The following is a 23,772-nucleotide window of genomic DNA, read 5'->3' as shown; positions in this document are numbered from 1 at the left end:
AAAACAGGGCTAAAACTCAGAATCCAAGGCTGGACAGCAAATCGTCCACATCGTCCTGACCGGACATAACGTCTTCTCTTTTATCGGCATGAATCTGCGGACCTTCACCCTGAGAGAGATGTTTTTGTGGATCTTTTTCAGCAAGCATCGCTTCACGGTCGTGTTCGATGCCTGCGAAGCGGTCTACCTGGCTGGCCATCAACACCAGTTTGAGCAGGTTGCTTTCCACTTCGGTGACCAATTGGGTCACACGCTTGATCACCTGGCCGGTCAGGTCCTGATAGTCCTGAGCCAGCAGAATATCGTTGAGATTGCTTGCCACGGCGCGGTTCTCGGTGCTGCTGCGCGTCAGGAAACCGTCGACGCGACGGGCCAGCTCCCGAAACTCTTCAGCGCCGACTTCGCGACGCATGAACCGGCCCCAGTCGGTGCTCAAGGCCTGGGCTTCTTCGCTCAGGCCATTGACCAGCGGCGTTGCACTTTCCACCAGGTCCATGGTGCGGTTGGCCGCGGCCTCGGTCAGCTTGACCACATAACCCAGACGCTCGGTGGCGTCGGTGATCTGCGAGACTTCCTCGGCCTGCGGCATATTCGGGTCGATCTGGAAATTGACAATCGCGCTGTGCAATTCACGCGTGAGCTTGCCCACCTCCTGATACAGGCCGCGGTCACGGGTCTGGTTGAGCTCATGGATCATTTGAACCGCATCGCTAAAGCGACCTTTTTCAAGGCTGTCGACCAGTTCGCGGGCATGTTTTTTCAGGGTCGATTCGAAATCACCCATTGAAGATTCGTTGTCCATAGCTCCCCCGTGGCGCCGTTAACCGATGCGTTCGAAGATTTTTTCGATCTTCTCTTTCAACGCCTGGGCCGTGAAGGGTTTGACCACATAGCCGTTTACACCGGCCTGGGCCGCTTCGATAATCTGCTCGCGCTTGGCTTCGGCAGTGACCATCAGCACCGGAAGATGCTTGAGCTTTTCGTCGGCGCGCACATGGCGCAGCAAGTCGATACCGGTCATGCCGGGCATGTTCCAGTCAGTCACCAGAAAGTCGATGCTCCCGCTGTTGAGGACTGGAATGGCTGTGATGCCATCATCCGCCTCGACCGTGTTGGTGAACCCAAGGTCACGCAACAGGTTTTTTATGATCCGCCGCATCGTTGAGAAGTCATCAACGATGAGGATTTTCATGTTCTTGTCCAATTCGACCTCCAAGCAGTCTTAAACGCGCCCAGCACCTGGACGCGCCATTTCAATCAATCCGGCACAACACTCGACAACGGTCCGGAGCACAACGGATGGAGACTGGCGCAGTACCTGCCAGGCCAGCCTCGTTCGCAGCGTCCCCACACTGCCTGTCAACGCGCTCGCCACTCCCCCAAACGCCCCCGCAAACGGGCCGCGCACTGGCTGTGTAACTGGCTGACCCGCGATTCGCTGACCCCCAGGACCTCACCGATTTCCTTGAGGTTCAGCTCTTCGTCGTAGTACAGCGCCAAGACCAGCCGCTCACGCTCCGGCAAATTGGCAATCGCATCCGCCAGCGCACTCTGGAAACGTTCATCTTCCAGGTCACGCGACGGCTCCATGTGAGCACTCGCGTTATCCTCGTGCAGTCCTTCGTGCTCGCCGTCCTGCAACAGGTCGTCGAAACTGAACAGGCGGCTGCCCAAGGTATCGTTCAAAATCCCGTAATAATCGTCGAGACTCAATTGGAGTTCGGCCGCAACCTCGTGATCTTTAGCGTCACGCCCGGTTTTAGCTTCAATTGCCCGAATTGCATCGCTGACCATGCGGGTATTGCGATGCACAGAACGCGGCGCCCAATCGCCCTTGCGGACTTCATCGAGCATGGCCCCGCGAATGCGAATACCGGCATACGTCTCGAAACTGGCGCCCTTGCTCGCGTCGTATTTGTTCGACACTTCGAGCAGGCCGATCATGCCCGCCTGGATCAAGTCTTCGACCTGGACACTGGCCGGCAAACGCGCCAGCAAGTGATAGGCGATACGCTTGACCAGCGGTGCGTAACGCTCGATCAATTCGTACTGGGCGTCCCGTGCCGATTTTTTGTAGAGATGGTTGTAACCGCTGGCTGTCATAGCACGGGCCCTGCTGTTTGTTGCACAAGACGCTCGACGAAAAACTCCAGATGCCCGCGGGGGTTGGCCGGCAGTGGCCAGGTGTCGACCTTCTGGGCGATCGCCTTGAACGCCAGCGCGCATTTGGAACGTGGAAAGGCTTCATAGACGGCACGTTGCTTCTGGACGGCCTTGCGAACGCTTTCGTCGTAAGGCACTGCGCCGACGTATTGCAGGGCGACGTCCAGGAAGCGATCCGTGACCTTTGTCAACTTGGCGAACAGGTTGCGTCCTTCCTGCGGGCTCTGGGCCATGTTGGCCAGGACGCGGAAGCGGTTCATGCCATAGTCGCGGTTAAGCAGTTTGATCAGGGCGTAGGCGTCGGTGATGGACGTCGGTTCGTCGCAGACCACCAGCAGCACTTCCTGGGCGGCGCGCACGAAACTGACAACCGAGTCACCGATACCGGCCGCGGTGTCGATCACCAGCACATCGAGGTTGTCGCCGATGTCGCTGAACGCCTGGATCAGGCCCGCGTGTTGGGCCGGGGTCAGGTGAACCATGCTCTGGGTGCCGGAGGCAGCCGGCACGATGCGAATCCCGCCCGGCCCCTGCAACAACACGTCACGCAGCTCACAGCGCCCTTCAATCACGTCCGCCAGGGTGCGTTTGGGTGTAAGCCCCAACAACACGTCGACGTTCGCCAGGCCCAGGTCGGCGTCCAGCAGCATGACCCGTCGGCCAAGCTCTGCCAGAGCCAGGGACAAGTTCACTGACACGTTAGTCTTCCCGACGCCACCTTTGCCGCCGGTCACCGCGATCACCTGTACGGGATGCATGCTGCCCATGTTCGTTCTTTACCTTGTCTTACTTAGACGGAGGCCACATTACTGGCTGCGCGTTCACATACGGAACAATGCATGGCAGACCATCGATGTAGGTACAAAAAATATTCATGATAACCTCAGCCGACCTGCTTGGTCGGGCTGTGGTAGATATCAGCGAACATATCAGCCATGGCTTCTTCGCTGGGTTCTTCCTGCATTTGCACACTCACGGCACGACTGACCAGTTGATGACGGCGCGGCAGATGCAAATCATCCGGGATCCGCGGCCCGTCGGTCAGGTAGGCCACCGGTAATTCATGACCGATCGCCAGGCTCAACACCTCGCCCAGGCTTGCCGTTTCGTCCAGCTTAGTCAGGATGCAGCCGGCCAGCCCGCAGCGTTTGTAGCTGTGGTATGCGGCGGTTAGAACCTGTTTCTGGCTGGTGGTTGCCAACACGAGATAATTTTTTGACTTGATACCGCGTCCGGCCAGGCTCTCGAGCTGCATGCGCAGGGCTGGATCGCTGGCTTGCAGGCCCGCGGTATCGATCAGCACGACCCGTTTGCGCAGCAGCGGCTCCAGCGCCTGGGCCAGGGATTGGCCCGGATCCACATGGGTCACCGACACATTGAGAATCCGGCCGAGGGTCTTGAGTTGCTCCTGGGCACCGATGCGGAAACTGTCCATGCTCACCAGGGCAATGCTCTGGGCGCCGTACTTGAGTACATAACGGGCGGCGAGCTTGGCCAGGGTGGTGGTCTTGCCCATGCCGGCAGGACCGACCATGGCAATCACCCCGCCTTCTTCCAGCGGCTCGACTTCCGGCGTGGCGATCATCCGCGCCAGGTGCGCCAGCAACATGCGCCAGGCCTGACGAGGCTCTTCGATACCATTGATCAGCGCCAGCAGGTCCCGGGACAACGGGCCAGACAGGCCGATGCGTTGCAGGCGACGCCACAGGTTGGCCTGGGCTGGACGGCTGCCTTGCAGCTGGTTCCAGGCCAGGGAGCCGAGCTGGACTTCCATCAGCTCGCGCAGGCTGTTGAGTTCAAAGCGCATCGAATCCAGGGCGCGCGGGTCGACACCCCGGGCAGGTGCCGCTGGCGCCGGCTCAGGACGACGCGGTTCGGCATGGGCCTGCTCGATCAGCGGTTCGGCAGCGGTCAATGGCAGGCCGGCCGTCAGCGGCTGACCGGCGAACAATTGACGATTGGTGCCCGCCGCGCCTTCGCCTTCGCTGCTGCGCAGGCTCAGTTCGGCCTGGGCGCTGGCGATGCGCGATTGGGTCTTGCGCAGCTCGTCTTCGAGTTCCATGTTCGGAACCCGCGGGGCCAACGCAGACAGCTTGTAATCCAGGGCAGCCGTCAGCTCGACACCGCCGGCGATACGACGGTTGCCAATGATGGCTGCTTCAGCGCCCAGCTCGTCACGAACCAGTTTCATGGCCTGACGCATGTCGGCGGCGAAAAAACGCTTCACTTGCATAAACCACTACCTCAGCCGTTGGGCCCTACTGTCGCAACGATGGTCACTTGCTTGTTGTCCGGTATTTCCTGGTACGCCAGCACATGCAGCCCCGGGACCGCGAGGCGCCCGAATCGCGAGAGCATCGCGCGAATCGGACCGGCCACCAGCAGGATCACCGGCTGACCTTGCATCTCTTGCCGCTGGGCTGCTTCGATCAGCGAACGCTGCAGCTTCTCGGCCATGCTTGGCTCCAGCAGAACACCCTCTTCCGAGCCTTGTCCTGCCTTCTGCAGACTATTGAGCAATATCTGTTCCAACCTTGGCTCCAAGGTGATGACAGGCAGCTCAGACTCAGTGCCTACAATGCTTTGGACGATTGCGCGGGATACGCCGACCCGAACCGCGGCCACCAGGGCGGCGGTATCTTGACTCTTGGAAGCGTTGTTGGCGATAGCCTCGGCAATACTGCGTATGTCGCGCACAGGCACTTGCTCGGCCAACAGCGCCTGCAACACCTTGAGCAATTGCGACAACGAAACCACACCCGGCACCAGCTCTTCGGCCAGCTTGGGCGAGCCTTTGGCCAGTACTTGCAGGAGTTGCTGGACTTCTTCGTGACCGATCAGCTCGCTGGAGTGCTTGTACAGAATCTGGTTCAAGTGGGTCGCCACCACCGTACTGGCGTCCACCACGGTATAGCCGAGGGACTGGGCCTGGGCCCGCTGGCTGATTTCGATCCACACCGCTTCCAGGCCGAAAGCCGGATCCTTGGCGGTGATGCCGTTGAGGCTGCCGTAGACCTGCCCCGGGTTGATCGCCAGCTCGCGGTCGGGGTAGATCTCGGCTTCGGCCAGGATCACCCCCATCAGCGTCAGGCGGTAGGCACTCGGCGCCAGGTCGAGGTTGTCGCGGATATGCACGGTCGGCATCAGGAAGCCCAGGTCCTGGGACAGCTTCTTGCGCACCCCCTTGATCCGCGCCAGCAACTGACCACCCTGGTTGCGGTCGACCAATGGAATCAGGCGATATCCGACTTCCAGGCCGATCATGTCGATCGGCGTCACGTCATCCCACCCCAGCTCCTTGGTTTCCATGGCGCGAGCCGGCGACGGCAGCAGTTCCTGCTGACGCTTGACCTCTTGCAAGGCCTGGACTTTCTGCACGTTCTGTTTTTTCCAGAACAGGTAGGCGCCGCCGGCAGCCAGAGCAGCCATGCTCAGGAAGGAAAAGTGCGGCATTCCTGGCACCAGGCCCATTACAGCCATCAGGCCGGCAGCAACCGCCAGGGCCTTGGGCGAGGCGAACATTTGGCGGCCGATCTGCTTGCCCATGTCTTCGGAGCCCGAAGCACGGGTCACCATGATCGCAGCAGCTGTAGATAACAACAGTGATGGCAATTGCGCCACCAAACCGTCACCAATGGTCAACAAGGCGTAGACCTTGCCAGCGTCGCCGAACGTCATGTTGTGCTGGAAGATACCGACAGCCATGCCGCCGATCAGGTTGATGAACAGAATCAGCAGGCCGGCGATGGCGTCACCGCGCACGAATTTGCTGGCACCGTCCATGGAGCCGTAGAACTCGGCTTCCTGGGCGACTTCAAGGCGTCGTGCCTTGGCCTGGCCCTGGTCGATCAGGCCAGCGTTGAGGTCGGCGTCGATCGCCATCTGCTTACCGGGCATCGCATCGAGGGTGAAACGCGCGCTCACCTCGGAAATCCGCCCGGCACCTTTGGTCACCACGACGAAGTTGATGATCATCAAGATGGCGAAGACCACGATACCGACCACGTAGTTGCCGCCGATCACCACCTCACCGAAGGCTTGGATCACCTTACCGGCGGCGGCATGGCCTTCCTGGCCGTGGAGCATGACCACCCGGGTCGAGGCCACGTTCAGCGCCAGGCGCATCAACGTCGCCACCAACAGGATGGTCGGGAATACGGCGAAATCCAGCGGCCGCAGGGCGTAGACGCACACCAGCAGCACCACGATCGACAGGGCGATGTTGAACGTGAAGAACACGTCCAGCAGGAACGGCGGCACCGGCAGCATCATCATGGCGAGCATGACCAGCAGCAAGATCGGCACACCCAGATTGCCCCGGCTGAGGTCGGCTACATTGCTGCGCGCGGTGCTGAGTAACTGAGAGCGATCCACCAATATTCCCCGTGCCTGTGAAGCAAACTTTTGACGCCCGGAGGGGGCGCAGGCGGGGTATTGCAAGAAGCCTTCCAACTTTTCTCGAAGGCTGAAATAGAGGGGCTAACGCACATTTGTGGGAGCGGGCTTGCTCGCGAAAGCGGTCTTCCAGTCAACTTTGCATCGACTGACAGTACGCATTCGCGAGCAAGCCCGCTCCCACAGAAGATTGTGGTCAACTCGGCTCAGGAATCGCGACGCAGATCCGGCGGGATCGGCAGGTCTTTTAGCGGTTCAGGGCGCTTGCCCTTGCCGGCGCGGTGTTGGCGGATCTGGTAGACGTAGGCCAGCACCTGGGCCACGGCCAGGTACAGGCCGCCAGGGATTTCCTGGTCGAGTTCGGTGGAGTAGTAAATCGACCGCGCCAGCGCCGGGGACTCGAGCAGCATCACCTCATTGGCCACGGCGATCTCACGGATCTTGAGCGCCAGGAAGTCACTGCCCTTGGCTAGCAACACGGGAGCGTTGCCTTTTTCGGGGTCGTACTTGAGGGCGACGGCGTAGTGCGTCGGGTTGGTGATGACCACATCGGCGTCGGGGATCGCCGCCATCATCCGCCGCTGGGAGACCTCGCGCTGCAATTGACGGATTCGCTGCTTGACCTCCGGCTTGCCCTCCTGGTCCTTGTGCTCGTCGCGTATTTCCTGCTTGGTCATCATCAACTTCTGCTTGCTCTGATAGAGCTGGATCGGCACATCGATGGCAGCGATCAGGATCAGGCCGCAGGCCATCCACAACGTACTCCAGCCCACCAACTGCACACTATGGATGATCGCCTGTTCAAGCGGCTCGTGAGCGATGCGCAGCAGGTCGTCGATGTCGGCTTGTAAAACCGTCAACGCGACGAAAAGAATCAGGAAGAATTTTCCAAGAGCCTTGAGCAGCTCCATCAAGGCAGTCGTGGAAAACATCCGCTTGAGGCCGCTGGCCGGGTTCATCCGGCTGAATTTCGGCGCCAGGCTCTTCCCGGCGAACAACCAGCCTCCCAAAGAAATAGGACCAATGATGGCTGCCAGCAGGAGGAATATCAGCACCGGCTGTACCGCCAGAATCGCGATTTTGCCTGAGTGCAGCAAATACTGACCCATCGCGCCCGGACTGAGCAGCACCTCACGAGGCAGGGAGAAGTTCAAGCGCATGATATCCAGCAGGTCCAGGGCCAAACCGCCACCATAGATCAGCAACCCGCCCGCCCCGGCCAGCATCACCGCCAGCGTGTTGAGCTCCTTGGATCGGGCAATCTCACCCTTTTCCCGGGACTCGCGCAGGCGCTTTTCCGTGGGGTCTTCTGTCTTGTCCTGACCACTCTCGCTCTCGGCCATGGTTCAGCGTGCCTGTGCCATGTCGCGTAAAAGCTGCAAGGCCTGGGTGGCCAGCGGCTGATACTGGTTGAGGATATCCCCCAGGCTGACCCAGAAAATCACCATGCCCAGCACGAGGGTCAGCGGGAAGCCAATGGAGAAAATATTCAGTTGCGGCGCCGCGCGGGTCATCACGCCAAACGCGATGTTGACCACCAGCAACGCGGTGATCGCCGGCAATACCAACACCATCGCCGCGCCCAGGACCCAGCCGAGCTTGCCGGCGATGTCCCAGAAATGATTGACCAGCAACGCACTGCCCACCGGCATGGTGGTAAAGCTCTCGGTCAAGACCTCGAACACCACCAGATGCCCGTTCATGGCGAGAAACAACAGAGTCACCAGCATCGTCAGGAACTGACCGATCACTGCTGTGTTGACGCCGTTGGTAGGGTCGATCATGGACGCGAAGGCCATACCCATCTGGATCGAGATGATTTGCCCGGCCACCACGAAAGCCTGGAAGAACAGCTGCAGCGAAAACCCCATCAAGGCACCAATGAGGATCTGCTCGGCAATCAACATCAGGCCGCTGAGATCCAAGGCATTGACCGGCGGCATCGGTGGCAACCCAGGCGCAATGACCACCGTGATGGCCAAGGCGAAATACAGCCGCACGCGGGTCGGCACCAGGCTCGTACCGAACACTGGCATGCTCATGAGCACCGCGGCGACGCGAAACAGCGGCAGGATGAACGATGCCACCCAGGTACTGATCTGGGTGTCCGTCAGCTCGAGCATCGACATGGGCTCAGCCGATCAACTGCGGAATACTGCCATACAGCTGCAGGATGTATTCCATGAAGGTTTGTACCAGCCAGGGACCCGCGACGATCAGCGTCACCAGCATCACCAGCAGGCGCGGCAGGAAGCTCAAGGTCTGTTCGTTGATCTGGGTCGCGGCCTGGAACATTGCCACCAGCAACCCCACCAGCAGGCTGGGGATCACCAGGATGGCAACCATTACGGTCGTCAGCCAGAGTGCTTCACGGAACAGGTCTACCGCTACTTCAGGCGTCATATCGTCCTACCCGTACAAAAGGCCTAAACACCGCCGAAACTGCCCGCCAGGGTACCGATGATCAACGCCCAGCCGTCCACCAGCACAAACAGCATGATCTTGAACGGCAGGGAAATGATCAGCGGCGAGAGCATCATCATGCCCATGGCCATCAGGATACTGGCGACCACCAGGTCAATGATCAGGAACGGGATGAAAATCATGAAACCGATCTGGAAAGCGGTCTTGAGCTCGGACGTCACGAACGCCGGCACCAGGATGGTCAGCGGTGCCTGATCGGCACTGGGGATATCGGTGCGCTTGGACAGGCGCATGAACAGCTCCAGGTCGCTGCTGCGAGTCTGCGCCAGCATGAAATCCTTGATCGGCACTTCAGCTTTGGCCACGGCATCCTGGGCGGTGATTTTTTCTGCCAGGTAGGGTTGCAGCGCGTCCTGGTTCACCCGGTCGAACACCGGCGCCATGATGAACATGGTCAAGAACAGCGCCATGCCGGTGAGGATCTGGTTCGAGGGGGTCTGTTGCAGGCCCAGGGCCTGGCGCAGAATCGAAAAGACGATGATGATCCGGGTAAAGCTGGTCATCAGCATGACGAACGCCGGGATAAAACTCAGCGCAGTCATGATCAGCAGGATCTGCAGGCTGACCGAGTACTCCTGGGCCCCTTCGGCATTAGTCCCCAAGGTGATCGCCGAGATCGACAGCGGGTCGGCGGCGAACGCCAACGGTGCGGCCAGCATCAGGGCCAATGCCAACAGAATGCGCAACGGCATTACTTTTTATCCTTCTGGTCTTTCCCCAGCAGCTCCATGAGGCGCTGGGCAAATTCGGGGCTGGCCGGTTCGGTGGAGGGTACCTGCACCGGCTCCTTGAGGACGTGCAAGGCGGTGATGGTGCCAGGGGTCAGGCCCAGCAGGATCTGCTCGTTGCCGACCTGCACCAGTACCAGCCGGTCGCGCGGCCCGAGCGCGCGGGAACCGACGATGTCGATGACCTGCCCCTTGCCGCTCGGCCCCGCCTGTTGCACGCGCCGCAACAACCAGGCGAGAAAGAAGATCAAGCCCAGCACCAGCAGCAAGCCGAGCACCAGTTGCGCCAACTGCCCGGCGACACCACTGCCCACCGCCGGCGCAGCGGCGGCCGTGGCAACCGGTTCGGCCGCCAGCACGCTCAATGGCAGCATCGCGACTGCAGCGAAGAAACCTTTCACTCAGCGCAGCTTCTTGATGCGTTCGCTCGGGCTGATCACGTCCGTCAGGCGAATACCGAACTTCTCGTTGACCACCACCACTTCGCCATGGGCGATCAAGGTGCCGTTGACCAGCACGTCGAGCGGCTCGCCGGCCAGGCGGTCCAGCTCGATCACCGAGCCCTGGTTGAGCTGCAGCAGGTTGCGGATGTTGATGTCGGTGCTGCCCACTTCCATGGAGATCGACACCGGGATATCGAGGATCACATCCAGGTTCGGGCCATCGAGCGTCACCGGCTCATGACTCTTCGGCACGCTGCCAAACTCTTCCATTTGCAAGCGGCTGGACGCATGGGCGCCAGTGTCGGCCGCCAGCAAGGCATCGATGTCCGCTTGCCCGGCATCGCCGGTTTCTTCCAGGGCCGCAGCCCATTCATCGGCCAGCGCCTGGTCATCCTGGGTATTCATATCGTCAGCCATCATTTGTCCTCGGCGGGCAAAAATCAGTTAAAAACGCAAACTTAAAAATTCGACACCGCTCAGCGGCGTTCGATCGGCTCGATCACCTGCAACGCCAGGTTGCCTTTGTGAGAGCCCATCTTGACCTTGAAGGCCGGCACGCCATTGGCGCGCATGATCATCTCTTCGGGCATCTCGACGGGGATGATGTCCCCCGGCTGCATGTGCAGGATGTCCCGCAGACGCAGTTGGCGCCGAGCGACTGTAGCGCCGACCGGCACGTCGACATCCAGCACGTCCTGGCGCAAAGCGTTGATCCAGCGCTCGTCCTGATCGTCGAGGTCCGACTGGAAACCGGCGTCGAGCATTTCACGCACCGGCTCGATCATCGAGTACGGCATGGTCACGTGCAGATCGCCGCCACCGCCATCGAGTTCGATGTGGAAGGTCGAGACCACAATGGCCTCGCTCGGGCCGACGATGTTGGCCATGGCCGGGTTCACTTCCGAGTTGATGTACTCGAAGTTCACTTCCATGATTGCCTGCCAGGCCTCCTTCAAGTCGACGAAGGCCTGCTCCAGCACCATCCGCACGACCCGCAGCTCGGTCGGGGTGAATTCACGACCTTCGATCTTGGCGTGACGACCGTCGCCACCGAAGAAGTTATCCACCAGCTTGAACACCAATTTGGCGTCAAGGATGAACAACGCGGTGCCACGCAACGGCTTGATCTTCACCAGGTTGAGGCTGGTGGGCACGTACAGCGAGTGCACGTACTCACCGAACTTCATCACCTGCACGCCACCGACGGCCACGTCGGCCGAACGGCGCAGCATGTTGAACATGCTGATACGGGTGTAGCGGGCGAAACGCTCGTTGATCATTTCCAGGGTCGGCATGCGTCCGCGAACGATGCGATCCTGGCTGGTCAGGTCGTAGCTTTTGACGCTGCCCGGTTCAGCAGCATTTTCGGTCTGCACCAGGCCATCGTCGACACCATGCAACAGCGCATCGATTTCGTCCTGGGACAGCAGGTCCTGCACGGCCATGTCGTGTTCCTACTGCAATACGAAGTTAGTGAAGAGCAACTGTTCGATCACCACTTTGCCAAGCTCTTTCTGAGCGACTTCCTGCACGCTGGCCGTGGCTTTCTGACGCAACATTTCCTGGCCGACCGGAGTGGCCAGGGTGTCGAAACTCTGTCCGGAAAACAGCATCACCAGATTGTTGCGGATCAGCGGCATATGCACCCGCAGTGCCTCCAGGTCAGCCTGGTTGCGACCCAGCAGGGTAATGCTCACCTGCATGTAGCGTTGACGACCGTTCTGGGTGTAGTTGGCCACGAAGGCTGGCGCCATCGGTTCGAAAATCGCCGGCTGCTTGCCCACTGGCGCGGCGTCGGCTACCACCGCCGGCTTGCTTTGGGCGCTGTGCATGAAATACCAGGTCGCCCCCACGGACACACCGACCGCCAGGAGCAAACCCACCACGATCATGATGATCAGCTTGAGTTTGCCTTTGGTTGCAGGGTCTTTTACAGCTGCTGCTTCACTCTTCGCCATGCCAATAATCCGTCACTAATCGGGGTTTTCACTGATGCACGGCAAGGCTGGAGCAAGTGTTATGCCAGAAGTGTCGGTACTTGAGATGACGGGCAGATGCGATCTTCAGCCCCCCCCCTAAAACCAATGTGGGAGCGGGCTTGCTCGCGAAGGCGGTGTATCAGTCGACATAGTTGTTAACTGACACACCGCCTTCGCGAGCAAGCCCGCTCCCACAGGGGAAAACAGCGCTTGATCAGGCGTAGTAGTCGACCGCGCTGGTGCCAATGACGCTGGTCGTGCTGGCGGCCACTTCAGCGATGCTCGCCGGAACAGCTTCATCCGCGGCATCCATCGACCCACCGGAGGATGTCGTACGCCCGGCCCGGGCCTGCTGTTGGGCCTGCTGCTCCTGGTTCTGCGAACCACGGGATTGATCAGATACGCTGACGTCGACCTGACCCATGCCCTGCTGGGCAAAACTGTCCCGCAGGCGATGCATCTGGCCTTCGAGGGCTTCGCGAACGCCGGAGTGGGCGCTCATGAACGTGACCTGGGTCTGCTGATCCGGAACCATGTTCACCCGGATATCCAGGCGCCCGAGTTCGGCAGGCTGCAACTGGATGTCGGCCGCCTTGAGATTGACGCTGGACAGGTACATCACCCGGTTGACCACTTCTTCGGTCCAACCGCTCTGATTCATCGCGATAGGCTGGTTGACCGGCACCGCGTTGGCGGTTTTTGGCGTTGCGGCTTGGGTCAGGGCGGCCAAGCGGTTGGCGAAATCGTCCACCCGCGTGTCACTGGAAGCGCCGCCCAAGTCCTTGAGGCCTTCGCTGATCAAGCCACCAAAGGCCTTGTCGCCGCCCTGACTGCCGGACTCGGTACTGTTCTGATCGGCTTGCACGCTGAGCATGCTTGCCATACCGGCGGCAAAGGTCTGCGCCGAAGTCGGCTCACCGTCGAGCGACGCCGGGGCAGCGCTCTTGGGCTGGGCCTGGCTGGCGGCGGAAACATGACCACCCTGCTCCATCGCCAAACGCAAGGCGGGCAATGCGTCGAGCGGGTCGGCTTCAGGGTCAAAGGCAGGATCGTCCACCGGGACCGCAGCCGGGAGCGGTGTGGCCGCAGGGACAACCGGCGCTGCAACTGCCGTGCTCATCTGGGCCTCAGCCGTAACCACCACAGGTGCAGGCTCCACTGCGGCTGACGCGAGCGGCACCGTCGTGTCTGGAAGCAGCCCTGGATCAAGGCTCGGATCGACAGGTGCAGCATCCGCTACTGGTGTTTGCGCCGAGTCGGCATCGTCAGCGCTGGCAGCCTGGTCGTCGGCGCTGGCCGGTTTGTCCGCGGGCAAGGGTTTGCCGCTATCGGCAACCGTCGGCTCCGGGGCGGCAGGAGTTTCGTTGCCGGTGTCTTTTTTGACGGTGTTGTCGGCAGCCTTGTCGCGCGCCGCTTTCACCGTTGGCTCAGGGGCTGCCGACGTTTTGGCCGGCGCCTGCTTGGCGAAGACTTGAGCGAAGCTGGAGGCTCTATCCCCGAGATCCGGGGCCGCTGCCGGTGAATTGACGGCGGCCTGAGGCTTGGCCTGGACAGAGGCCTGAAGCAGTGTATTAGGGGTAACGGGCATAAAAAGGTCTCCGCTGCACTGGAATCATAGGTACAGTCGAGACTAGGCAATGCAAGGCACGGGCCAACGTCTGCCCGACCGTCAAATCTCAGCAGTGAAAGCCCTCGCGCTCTTCCCTGCAAAGCTTGCGAACATGAGCAAATTCGCTGTCGATTTCGTTGACCAGCTTCTCGATACCGCCCAATGACGGCTGCTTGGCACGCTGTTCCAGTTCGCCGCACAGCTCGGCCAGGCGGATAGCGCCCATGTTGCTGCTGCTACCCTTGAAGCTGTGGGCCGTGGCGCTCAGTTTTTCCGCGTCCCGTGCCTCATGCAGCACGCGCAGGCGAGCCTCGGAGTCGTTGAGAAACGTATCCAGCAACTCCAGATACCCCTCCTCCATGACTTCTTTCAACGTGCTGAGCACGTCGCGGTCCAGATGAATCTCGTTCACTTGTTCGCTCCCTGATCAAGAGTAGCCCCGATTATGCCGGAGCCTCCCAGAAAAACTCCACGCGCGCACTACGACCATCGTCTGACCAACTGGCCCGCTGGCTCAACTGGCGTACCAGGCTCACGCCGCGCCCCGACAACCGATCACAGTCCACGGGCCGCGCCAGCACCCTGGTGACATCAAACCCCTCGCCACTGTCTTCGACCTCTATGGCGAGGCGACCACCCTCGCCATCTGGCGAGACATGCAAGTGCACCCGCACGTAACCGTCGCTCAGTTCATCCAGGCGCGTATTGCGCTCCCGGTAGTAGCGGGCGAAACCCGCCGCGTCACGTTTGAGACTCGAGTCGAGCCCGAGCACCCCATGATCCAGGGCATTGGAATACAGCTCCGACATGACGCTGTAAAGGGCGCCACTCTGCGCCCTGAGCCCATGGACCTCAAGCAGCAATTGCAGCAGGTAGGGCATCGGATTGAAGCGCTTGAGCGTCTGCGCCCGGAACTCGAAGCTCACCGACCAATCCAGCGGGCTGGACTGGCCGCTATCGGAATAGACCGGTGGTGGCGGATTGAGTTGCGTCGGTGCGACCAGTCGCACCTCGACCATGCTGAAATCGTCACGGGCCTCACCGCGAAAGTCCTGCAGGGCCTGCTGGATATCCTCAAAAAGACGGTCAGGTTCACGGTTGGCTGAAAATACCTGCTGCAACCGTTCCACGCCAAACGGCTGGTCGTCGCGGTCACTGGTCTCGATTACGCCATCGGACAACAGGAACACTCGGTCCCCCAACGACATCGGATGCACTTCGGTGCGGTCATCGAATAATTGAGGTGTAAGCACGCCCAACGGCAGGTGCCGCGCCGGCAACGGCGTGCGCACGCCGCTGAGGCTGTCATGCAGGTACCCATCGGGCATGCCGCCGTTCCAGATCTCCACCGTGCAACGCTGGAAGCTCAGGCATAACAACGTCGCGCAACAGAACATATCCACGGGCAGGATGCGTTTGAGCTTGGCATTCATTTCTCGCAGGATCTGCGCCAGGCCGTAGCCCTTGGCTGTCATCCCGTAGAACACTTCCGCCAGCGGCATCGCACCGACCGCCGCCGGCAAACCGTGGCCGGTGAAATCCCCCAGCAGGATGTGCATGTCGCCGGCCGGGTTGAACGCCGCCAGCAGCAGGTCGCCATTGAACAAGGCATAAGGCGATTGCAAGTACCGGATGTTCGGCGCGCTCAGGCAGCCGGAGTGGGCGATCTTGTCGAATACGGCCTTGGCGACCCGCTGCTCGTTGAGCAGGTAGTCGTGGTGCCGGGCGATCTGGTCGCGCTGCTCCACCACGGTGGCCTGCAATCGACGCAAGCGGTCCATGGCCTTGATCTTGGCCGCCAGGATCACTTGGTTGTAGGGCTTGGCCAGGAAATCGTCGCCGCCCGCCTCCAGGCAACGGGCCAGGGCTTCACTCTCAGTCAATGAGGTGAGGAAAATGATCGGGACCAACTGGTCCCCAGCCAACTGCTTGATTTTCTGCGCAGCTTCGAAGCCGTCCATCACTGGCATCATCGCATCCATCAGCACCAGGTGCGGACGCTGTTCCAGATAGACCTCGACCGCTTCGGCGCCATCGGCCGCAGTGAGCACGTGATGCCCCTGACGGCGGACAATGGTCGACAACAGCAGTCGATCAGCGGCACTGTCTTCGGCAATCAGGACCGTCAGCGACTCCGACGACGATTGCATGGCGATCAACTGATATCGAACAGCTTGTCGAAATTGGAGATCGCGAGGATTTTCTTGACGTCATTGCTGCTGTTGACGACCCGGATATCCGACTGATCGCCACCGGCATGATCGCGCAACAGCAGGAGCATGCCCAAGGCGGAACTGTCGAGATAAGTGGCTTCTTTCAAATCCACCACGATGGAGTCAGGTTTCTGATTGAGCCGTTCATAGGACTCACGAAACTCCTGATGCCGCCCGAAATCGAATCGACCTTTGATCGAAATCGTCAGTTTGTGCCCATCGGGGGATACTTCGGTAACGACTGACATGATCGGCTTCCTTGTCATGGACATACGTGTACAAGGTGTAGCATCTGGTAAAGGTCTGAGCAAGGGTTTGCCTCATTCAACCGACAAAATCCTGGTTTCGCATCAATAGGGGTTCTGCCGCGGCAGGCGCTGGGACAATTCATCGAGCAGTTTCTGTTCGCGCTTGTCTTCCAGTTGCCGTGCCTCATCAATATAGCGCTGCACCAGCTTGCGCAGCCCCTCGACCCGGGCAAACGCCTCTTGCCAGCTCTGGCGGGCCTTCTCCAGGTTGTTCTGGTGCCAGACCAGGCTCTGGCGCTGCTGGTCGATAGCGGTTCCCAACTGCGCAAGAAACCCTTGGTAACCCAACAACCACTGCCCGGAAACCCCGTGGGCGCCACGGGCGATCCACTGTTCCTGATACTCGAGTCGAAAGTTCTCGAGGTCAGCCAGTTTGCTTTCGGCGACTTTGACCTGGCCCTGGAAATACGCCAGACGCTGGACAGCGGTCTTCTCGGCCTTTTCCGCCATGTCCACCACTGGCGCCAGGCGTGCCGCACGACTCGTGGCCATGGCCGGTTACCCGCCGGCAACCGGGGTGAAAATACTCTGCAAGTGCGCTTCGCTGGCGCCCATGCCGATGTTGTCGTTCAGGCTCTGGCGCAGGTAAACGGCCATGGCCGGGTAAAGACTGATAGCGGTGTCGGTCTCGCGGTCACCGCCGGGGACGTAGGCGCCGACGCTGATCAGGTCGCGGCTTTGCTGGTAGCGCGACCAGTACTGCTTGAACTGCTGGGCCCGCTTCATGTGCTCGGCACTGATCACCGACGGCATGACCCGACTGATGGAAGCCTCGATGTCGATGGCCGGGTAATGCCCTTCCTCGGCCAGGCGCCTGGACAGCACGATGTGCCCGTCGAGTACGCCCCGGGCCGAGTCGGCGATGGGGTCTTGCTGGTCATCGCCTTCAGACAGCACGGTATAGAAAGCAGTGATCGAACCGCCGCCCTTTTCCGCATTGCCGGCGCGCTCCACCAGTTTCGGCAGCTTGGCGAAGACCGAAGGCGGATAACCCTTGGTGGCCGGCGGCTCGCCAATGGCCAGGGCGATTTCCCGCTGGGCCTGGGCGAAACGGGTCAGCGAATCCATCAGCAACAGGACGTTCTTGCCCTTGTCGCGGAAGTACTCGGCAATACGCGTGCAATACATGGCCGCGCGCAAACGCATCAATGGCGCATCGTCCGCTGGCGAAGCCACCACCACCGAACGCTTGAGCCCCTCCTCGCCAAGGATGTGCTCAATGAACTCCTTCACCTCACGACCCCGCTCGCCGATCAGCCCCACCACGATGATGTCGGCTTCGGTGAAGCGGGTCATCATGCCCAGCAGCACGCTCTTGCCCACCCCGGTACCGGCAAACAGGCCCAGGCGCTGGCCGCGACCGACCGTCAATAAACCGTTGATGCAGCGGATGCCCACGTCCAGCGGTACGCTGATGGGGTCGCGCTTGAGCGGGTTGATCGTCGGGCCGTCCATCGGCACCCAGTCTTCAGCCTTCATGCCGCCCTTGCCGTCCAGGGCTCGTCCGGCCCCGTCCAGCACGCGCCCGAGCATGCTCATGCCCATGGGCAGGCGGCCGTTGTCGGCCAGGGGCACCACGCGCGCACCCGGGGCTATGCCAGCGACACTGCCCACCGGCATCAAGAACACCTTGCTGCCGGAGAAGCCCATGACTTCGGCTTCGACCTGCACCGGGTGGTAGCTGTCGTCGTTGATCACCATGCAGCGGCTGCCCATGGCGGCACGCAAACCTTCGGCTTCGAGGGTCAGGCCGACCATGCGCAGCAGGCGTCCTTCCAGGATCGGTTGGCCGGCCAGTTCGCTGGCCTCGGCGTAGCTGCCCAGGCGCTTGGCGAAGCTGGTTCGCTCAAGGCGCATCGCGGCTGTCCAGTGCAGAAGCGTCCAGTTCAGGCATCTCCAACCCAGCATCGGCCGACGCTGTATCAGCCCCCACCAGAGGTTCGTCCGGCAACTCCAGGCTCAGGTCGGCGGCAGCCGGGTGCAGGGCCTGTTCGTGCAATTGGTCGAACAATTTGGCCATGATCTGGCTGATGCGGGTTTCAACGGTAGCGTCGATGCGGCTGTGTTCGGTTTCCACACGGCAACCGCCGGGCAGCAGCGCAGCGTCCTCGACGATGCGCCAGGTTTCTTCATGGCGCTCGCGCAAGGCCTTGACCAACTCGAAGTCCTGAGGATTGATGTACAGCCGCACGTTCCCCACGCCCAATGGCAACAACTTGAGCGCTTCGCGCATGACATGTTCGATCTGAGTCGAATCGATGGCCAGTTCGCGCTGGATCACTTGCCGGGCGATGTGTTGCACCAGCCCCACCAGGGACTTCTCGATCTGGGTGTCCTGCTCGGCGATGGGGTCGAACAGGTTGAGCATCAGCGATTCCAACGCACGAAGCTTGGCCGTCAGCGCCACATCGGCTTCCTGGCGGACCTTGAGCGTGGTGCTGTGGAAGCCTTCCTTTTCACCCACGGCAAAGCCTTCGTTGTAGGCTTCCTGGCGAATGCCCTCGACTTCCTCGAGGGTCAGTGGCTGGACTTCCTCCAGCGGCACTTCCTCCGGCTCCGGCAGCTCTTCCACCGGTTCCGGCTCAGGCTCGGGAACATGGGGGTCGAAGCTGGGCAGCGACCAGACGTCGAAACCACCGACGTCACGGGCGCGGATCAGGTCGCTGGGTGCTTCATCACTCTTGGCAGACATAACGACCTTAGATCATCTCTTCGCCGCCCTTGCCACCGAGAACGATCTCCCCGGCTTCGGCCATGCGGCGGGCGATGGTGAGGATTTCCTTCTGTGCGGTTTCCACGTCGCTGACGCGTACCGGGCCCTTGGCCTCGAGATCGTCGCGCAACAGTTCGGCCGCCCGTTTGGACATGTTCTTGAAGATCTTTTCCTTGACGCCTTCGTCCGAGCCCTTGAGGGCCAGTACCAGCACGTCGGACGACACTTCGCGCAACAGCGCCTGGATGCCACGATCGTCGACATCGGACAGGTTGTTGAACACGAACATGAGGTCTTCGATCTGACCGGACAGGTCTTCGTCGAACTCGCGGATCGAGTCCATCAACTGACCTTCGATCGAACTGTCGAGGAAGTTCATGATGTCCGCCGCGCGCTTGATGCCGCCCAGGGTGGTGCGCGCAGCATTGGAGTTGCCCGAGAACTGCTTCTCGAGAATCTGGTTCAATTCTTTCAGGGCCGCCGGCTGCACGGTGTTGAGCGAAGACACCCGCAGGATGATGTCCAGGCGCACCTTGTGGTCGAAGTTGCCCAGCACTTCACCGGCCTGGTCCGGGTCGAGGTAAGCCACCACGATCGCCTGGATCTGCGGGTGCTCGTAACGAATCACGTCGGCAACCGCACGCGGCTCCATCCACTTGAGGCTGTCCAGGCCGCTGGTGTTGCCGCCCAACAGGATCCGGTCGATCAGGCCATTGGCCTTGTCCTCGCCCAGTGCCTGGGTGAGCATCTTGCGCACGTAGTCATCGGAACCGACGCCCAGGCTGGTCTGATCGCCGACGATGTCGACGAACTCACTCATCACCTGCTCGACCTGCTCACGGTGCACGTTGCCCATTTGTGCCATGGCCACGCCCACGCGCTGGACCTCCTTGGGCCCCATGTGGCGCAGCACCTGGGCAGCGTCGGTCGAACCCAGGGACAGCAGCAGGATCGCGGCTTTGTCGACCCGAGACAATTTGGCAACAGCGGCTCGATTATCACTCATCTGCGTTAATCCACTCTTTCACGACCTGGGCCACACGACCCGGGTCTTCTGCCACCAGACTCTTGATGGCGTTCAACTGAGCGTCATAGCCTTCGCTCGGGCTTGGCAGCAGAATGCTCTGCGGCCCGCCGAGGCTGACGCGATCGTTGGCCAATTCGCCATCCAGGCCGCCCATGCCGCCCAGCTCGACATCACCGAAAGCTGCCAACTGCTTGTTCTTGCCGCCACCGGTGATGTTGTTGAGCACCGGGCGCAGCACGCCAAACACCAGTATCAGGATAAACAGCACACCCAATACTTGCTTGACCACATCCCAGAACCAGGGTTGCGAATAAAACGGAATATCGGCGACCACTTCACCGCGTTCCAGGGAGAACGGTACGTTGATCACGCTGACGCTGTCGCCACGGCTGGCGTCGAAACCGACGGCGTCCTGCACCAGGCGAGTGAAGCGCGCCAATTCGTCGGCGCTCCATGGCGCACGGCTGGTTTCGCCGTTGGCCGCGTTGACCTTGACCTGATCGTCCACCACTACGGCGACCGACAGGCGATTCAAACGACCTTGTTGCTGCTTGGTGTGGCTGATGGAACGGTCAAGCTCGAAGTTCTTGGTCGACTGCTGACGCTTGTCGGCCGGGTACGGCGCCAGCATCGGCTGGCCGGTGGCCGGGTCCATGATCTGCTGGCCGTTGGCATCGATCAGCGGCTGGCCTGGCTGCACCATGCCGGCGGCTGCGGTGGCGCCACCGGTGGTTTGCGGTGCGCTGGCCGGCGACGGCGGCTGGTTGCTCAGGGCTCCCGGTACACCTTGGGGACCATTGCTGGCGGTACGCTGCTCGGTCACCGACTGCTCGCTGCGCAGCGCAGGCTGATCGGGATTGAACTGTTCGGACGTCGACTCGACGGCGCTGAAATCCACATCGGCCGACACCTCGGCCTTGTAGCGGTCGTTACCCAGGATCGGTTGCAGGATGTTGTGCACTCGCTGGGTCAGCATGCCTTCCATGCGACGGCTGTAATCGAATTGCTTGCCGGCCATGGTCAGTTCGGAGTTTTCCGCCTGATCGGACAGCAGGTTGCCTTTCTGGTCGACCACGGTGATCTGCGATTTGCTCAGCTCAGGCACGCTGGTCGCCACCAGGTTGATGATGGCAAGCACTTGACCTGGCTCCAGGGAGCGGCCCGAATACAGCTCGACCAATACCGAAGCACTGGGCTTGCGCTCATCGCGCACGAACACCGAGCTTTTCGGGATCGCCAGGTGCACACGGGCGCCCTTGACGTTGTTCAGGCTGGAAATGGTCCGCGCCAGCTCACCTTCCAGGCCGCGACGATAACGGGTCGCTTCCATGAATTGGCTGGTGCCCAGGCCCTGGTCCTTGTCGAGGATCTCGAAACCGATGTTGCCATCGGTCGGCGTCACGCCAGCGGCTGCGAGCTTGAGGCGCGCACGGGCAACGTCGTCGGCCTTGACCAGCAACGCGCCGGAATTGGGTTCGACGGTGTAAGGAATATCGGCGGAAGCCAGGGTTTCCATGACTTGCTTGGCGTCCATGCCCTCCAGGCTGCCATACAGCGGCCGGTAGTCCGGTTGCTGGGACCACAGCACTACGGCAAAACCAATCGCCACGCTGGCAGCCAGGCCGACCAACAGGCCTACCTGACGCAGCATGGTCATCTCGGAGAGATTTTCCAGGAAGGACAGACCGAACAGCGGCGGTTTGCCGTCTACCGGAGTGGCCTTGGCCGGAACGTTATCTACGGCTGCTTCTGCCATGACTCAATAATTTCCTTAAACCGGCATCTGCATGATGTCTTGGTAGGCTTGAACCAGTTTGTTGCGAACCTGGGTCAACGCCTGAAACGAGACACTGGCTTTCTGCGAGGAGATCATTACGTCCGTCAGGTCGACGCCACTTTTGCCAATCTCGAAAGCACTGGCCAACTGGTTCGATGCCTGCTGGGTATCGTTCACTTTATTGACGGCCTGACCGAGCATGTCGGAAAAGCTGCTGCCACCCACCTGGGGGACCGCGACCGATTTAGGCTGGGCCATGGCGTCCATTTGCATGGCCCGCATGTCCAACATCAACCGATTAAATTCAATACCTTGGCTCATGGTCTACTCTCTCTGGCGGCCCGCATTTTTTTGACACTTACTCAGCGGGTATTCAGGTATTAGCAACAAGGGTGCCAGCTCCATGGCCGCAAAAAACAAATGCATGTGGGAGCGGGCTTGCTCGCGAAGGCGGTGGTTCAGTCAATGCATCGGTGACTGGTGAATCGCTTTCGCGAGCAAGCCCGCTCCCACAAGGGATATTCGGTGCACATTATTCAACTGGCGAACAGATAGGCCTCGACATCCATGCCGGCGTCACGCATCTGCGCCAACTTGTAGCGCAGGGTGCGCGGGCTGATCCCCAGGCGTTCGGCCGCCTCCTTGCGCCGCCCGCGCTCGGCGCGCAGGGTGTCGATGATCATCTGGAACTCGCGACGACGCAGGTCGTCGCCCAACGCGCCGGCCGACTCGCCCTCCACTTCCACCGCGGGCGCGAAGGCCGCTGCCGGCACCGGCGACAACGCAGGCAATGGCGCGCAGGCCACCGGGCCGGCCAGGCAGAAATCCTCCGGCTGGATCAAGCCGCCCTGCTGCAGGATCAAGGCCCGCTGGATGGCGTTATCGAGCTCTCGGACATTGCCCGGCCACGGGTAGGCAATCAGACAGGCCTGAGCCTGCGCTGAAAACCGCGCAGTCGCATGCTTCATTTTATTGACGTGCTTGTTCAGCAGACGCTCGGCCAGCGGCAGGATATCGGCGGTGCGCTCGCGCAACGGACGCCAGGCCAGCGGGAATACCGACAAGCGGTAATAAAGGTCTTCACGAAAACGCCCCGCCGCCACTTCGCCGGCCAGGTCGCGGTTGGTGGTTGCCACCACGCGGATATCCAGGCTGATGGGCTTGCGCGCACCGACCCGCTCCACTTCCCGCTCCTGCAAGACCCGCAACAGCTTGGCCTGCAGGCCCATCGGCATTTCGGAAATTTCATCGAGCAGGATCGTGCCGCCGTCGGCTTGTTCGAACTTGCCAGCCTGGGCCGCGATGGCCCCGGTGAACGAACCCTTTTCGTGACCGAACAGTGTCGCCTCGAGCATGTTGTCAGGAATTGCCGCGCAATTGATCGCGATGAACGGTTCGCTGGCGCGCCGGGACTGTTGATGGATGTAGCGCGCCAGCACTTCCTTGCCCGTACCGGACTCGCCCGAAATCAACACGGTTGAATCGCTGCGCGCCACCCGCGCGGCCAATTCCAGCAGTTGCGCACTGGCCGGCTCGATGGCCACCGGGCCTTCGCCCTCGACCGCGAGGCTGCCCAAAGCATGACGCGCCACCAGGTCCAGCAGGGCTTTTGGCTCGAACGGCTTGACCAGGTAATCCGCAGCGCCCTGGCGCATGGCATCCACCGCGCGCTCGACGGCGCCGTGAGCGGTCATCAGCAAAACCGGTAGTTGCGGCTGACGGGCACGTAACAGGCCGAGCAATTGATGGCCGTCCATGCCCGGCATATTGACGTCACTGACCACCAGGCTGAACGCTTCGCGCCCCACCGCCAGCAGCGCTTCTTCCGCCGAACCGACGGCGGCGTAGTCGTGCCCGGCCAGCACCAGCGTATCGGCCAGCGCCTCACGCAGGGCCCGGTCATCCTCAACCAGCAACACCTTGATCGCCATTA

The 23,772-nt window shown here is 61.0% G+C and carries 25 protein-coding genes; all 25 read right to left on the bottom strand.

Going from position 1 to position 23,772, the window contains the following annotated elements:
• Window positions 1–16: 16 nt before the first annotated feature.
• Window positions 17–802 (bottom strand): protein phosphatase CheZ, encoded by a 786-nt coding sequence (locus tag AD662_RS08380; RefSeq protein WP_024618180.1) that lies wholly within the window; start codon window positions 800–802, stop codon window positions 17–19.
• Window positions 803–820: 18 nt separating this feature from the next.
• The gene (locus tag AD662_RS08375; protein ID WP_008006721.1) at window positions 821–1,192 is read right to left on the bottom strand and encodes a chemotaxis response regulator CheY; all 372 of its coding nucleotides are present in this window, start codon (window positions 1,190–1,192) and stop codon (window positions 821–823) included.
• A gap of 167 nt (window positions 1,193–1,359) precedes the next feature.
• Complete coding sequence (gene fliA, locus AD662_RS08370; protein ID WP_014337177.1) at window positions 1,360–2,103, bottom strand: RNA polymerase sigma factor FliA; 744 nt, start codon at window positions 2,101–2,103, stop codon at window positions 1,360–1,362.
• Complete coding sequence (gene fleN / locus AD662_RS08365) at window positions 2,100–2,930, bottom strand: flagellar synthesis regulator FleN (RefSeq protein ID WP_003184001.1); 831 nt, start codon at window positions 2,928–2,930, stop codon at window positions 2,100–2,102. The genes fliA and fleN overlap by 4 nt, the downstream gene beginning before the upstream one ends.
• A 116-nt stretch (window positions 2,931–3,046) precedes the next feature.
• Window positions 3,047–4,396 (bottom strand): flagellar biosynthesis GTPase FlhF, encoded by a 1,350-nt coding sequence (flhF, locus tag AD662_RS08360; protein ID WP_024618179.1) that lies wholly within the window; start codon window positions 4,394–4,396, stop codon window positions 3,047–3,049.
• Window positions 4,397–4,407: 11 nt separating this feature from the next.
• Window positions 4,408–6,537, bottom strand: a complete 2,130-nt coding sequence (flhA, locus tag AD662_RS08355) for a flagellar biosynthesis protein FlhA (RefSeq protein ID WP_053178560.1) — start codon at window positions 6,535–6,537, stop codon at window positions 4,408–4,410.
• A 227-nt stretch (window positions 6,538–6,764) separates the two neighbouring features.
• Complete coding sequence (gene flhB / locus AD662_RS08350; protein WP_018611758.1) at window positions 6,765–7,901, bottom strand: flagellar biosynthesis protein FlhB; 1,137 nt, start codon at window positions 7,899–7,901, stop codon at window positions 6,765–6,767.
• A gap of 3 nt (window positions 7,902–7,904) precedes the next feature.
• On the bottom strand, window positions 7,905–8,681 hold the full coding sequence (gene fliR / locus AD662_RS08345; RefSeq protein WP_408003945.1) for a flagellar biosynthetic protein FliR: 777 nt from the start codon (window positions 8,679–8,681) through the stop codon (window positions 7,905–7,907).
• 10 nt (window positions 8,682–8,691) lie between these two features.
• A complete protein-coding gene (fliQ, locus tag AD662_RS08340) occupies window positions 8,692–8,961 on the bottom strand; it encodes a flagellar biosynthesis protein FliQ (RefSeq protein ID WP_024618176.1) in 270 nt (89 codons plus the stop codon).
• 23 nt (window positions 8,962–8,984) lie between these two features.
• Window positions 8,985–9,734, bottom strand: coding sequence for a flagellar type III secretion system pore protein FliP (gene fliP, locus AD662_RS08335; protein WP_024618175.1), 750 nt, complete (start codon window positions 9,732–9,734; stop codon window positions 8,985–8,987).
• Window positions 9,734–10,171 (bottom strand): flagellar biosynthetic protein FliO, encoded by a 438-nt coding sequence (gene fliO / locus AD662_RS08330; RefSeq protein ID WP_053186559.1) that lies wholly within the window; start codon window positions 10,169–10,171, stop codon window positions 9,734–9,736. The genes fliP and fliO overlap by 1 nt, the downstream gene beginning before the upstream one ends.
• Entirely contained in the window at window positions 10,172–10,630 is a 459-nt protein-coding gene (gene fliN / locus AD662_RS08325) for a flagellar motor switch protein FliN (RefSeq protein WP_003199107.1), read from the bottom strand. It lies immediately after the preceding gene.
• 59 nt (window positions 10,631–10,689) lie between these two features.
• The gene (gene fliM / locus AD662_RS08320) at window positions 10,690–11,658 is read right to left on the bottom strand and encodes a flagellar motor switch protein FliM (RefSeq protein ID WP_018611773.1); all 969 of its coding nucleotides are present in this window, start codon (window positions 11,656–11,658) and stop codon (window positions 10,690–10,692) included.
• A 9-nt stretch (window positions 11,659–11,667) separates the two neighbouring features.
• Complete coding sequence (fliL, locus tag AD662_RS08315; protein ID WP_018611775.1) at window positions 11,668–12,171, bottom strand: flagellar basal body-associated protein FliL; 504 nt, start codon at window positions 12,169–12,171, stop codon at window positions 11,668–11,670.
• Between the two features lie 235 nt (window positions 12,172–12,406).
• Window positions 12,407–13,780, bottom strand: a complete 1,374-nt coding sequence (locus tag AD662_RS08310) for a flagellar hook-length control protein FliK (protein WP_053186556.1) — start codon at window positions 13,778–13,780, stop codon at window positions 12,407–12,409.
• Between the two features lie 88 nt (window positions 13,781–13,868).
• Window positions 13,869–14,213, bottom strand: coding sequence for an Hpt domain-containing protein (locus AD662_RS08305; RefSeq protein ID WP_003199096.1), 345 nt, complete (start codon window positions 14,211–14,213; stop codon window positions 13,869–13,871).
• Between the two features lie 31 nt (window positions 14,214–14,244).
• On the bottom strand, window positions 14,245–15,951 hold the full coding sequence (locus AD662_RS08300) for an ATP-binding SpoIIE family protein phosphatase (protein ID WP_053187280.1): 1,707 nt from the start codon (window positions 15,949–15,951) through the stop codon (window positions 14,245–14,247).
• 5 nt (window positions 15,952–15,956) lie between these two features.
• Entirely contained in the window at window positions 15,957–16,262 is a 306-nt protein-coding gene (locus AD662_RS08295; protein WP_014337164.1) for an STAS domain-containing protein, read from the bottom strand.
• 102 nt (window positions 16,263–16,364) lie between these two features.
• Complete coding sequence (gene fliJ / locus AD662_RS08290) at window positions 16,365–16,814, bottom strand: flagellar export protein FliJ (RefSeq protein WP_003199091.1); 450 nt, start codon at window positions 16,812–16,814, stop codon at window positions 16,365–16,367.
• A 6-nt stretch (window positions 16,815–16,820) separates the two neighbouring features.
• On the bottom strand, window positions 16,821–18,179 hold the full coding sequence (gene fliI / locus AD662_RS08285; RefSeq protein WP_018611783.1) for a flagellar protein export ATPase FliI: 1,359 nt from the start codon (window positions 18,177–18,179) through the stop codon (window positions 16,821–16,823).
• Window positions 18,169–19,014, bottom strand: coding sequence for a flagellar assembly protein FliH (gene fliH, locus AD662_RS08280; protein ID WP_018611785.1), 846 nt, complete (start codon window positions 19,012–19,014; stop codon window positions 18,169–18,171). Before fliH ends, fliI begins: the two co-directional genes overlap by 11 nt.
• A gap of 7 nt (window positions 19,015–19,021) precedes the next feature.
• Entirely contained in the window at window positions 19,022–20,041 is a 1,020-nt protein-coding gene (fliG, locus tag AD662_RS08275) for a flagellar motor switch protein FliG (RefSeq protein ID WP_018611787.1), read from the bottom strand.
• The gene (gene fliF, locus AD662_RS08270; protein ID WP_053186552.1) at window positions 20,034–21,818 is read right to left on the bottom strand and encodes a flagellar basal-body MS-ring/collar protein FliF; all 1,785 of its coding nucleotides are present in this window, start codon (window positions 21,816–21,818) and stop codon (window positions 20,034–20,036) included. Before fliF ends, fliG begins: the two co-directional genes overlap by 8 nt.
• A 15-nt stretch (window positions 21,819–21,833) precedes the next feature.
• The gene (gene fliE, locus AD662_RS08265; protein WP_003199082.1) at window positions 21,834–22,160 is read right to left on the bottom strand and encodes a flagellar hook-basal body complex protein FliE; all 327 of its coding nucleotides are present in this window, start codon (window positions 22,158–22,160) and stop codon (window positions 21,834–21,836) included.
• Window positions 22,161–22,375: 215 nt separating this feature from the next.
• On the bottom strand, window positions 22,376–23,770 hold the full coding sequence (locus tag AD662_RS08260) for a sigma-54-dependent transcriptional regulator (protein ID WP_024617497.1): 1,395 nt from the start codon (window positions 23,768–23,770) through the stop codon (window positions 22,376–22,378).
• Window positions 23,771–23,772 lie beyond the last annotated feature (2 nt).

This window comes from Pseudomonas kilonensis, assembly GCF_001269885.1.
GTDB lineage: Bacteria > Pseudomonadota > Gammaproteobacteria > Pseudomonadales > Pseudomonadaceae > Aquipseudomonas > Aquipseudomonas kilonensis.
Note: the sequence above shows the minus strand (reverse complement) of the source record. Positions and strands in the feature narration are given on the sequence as shown.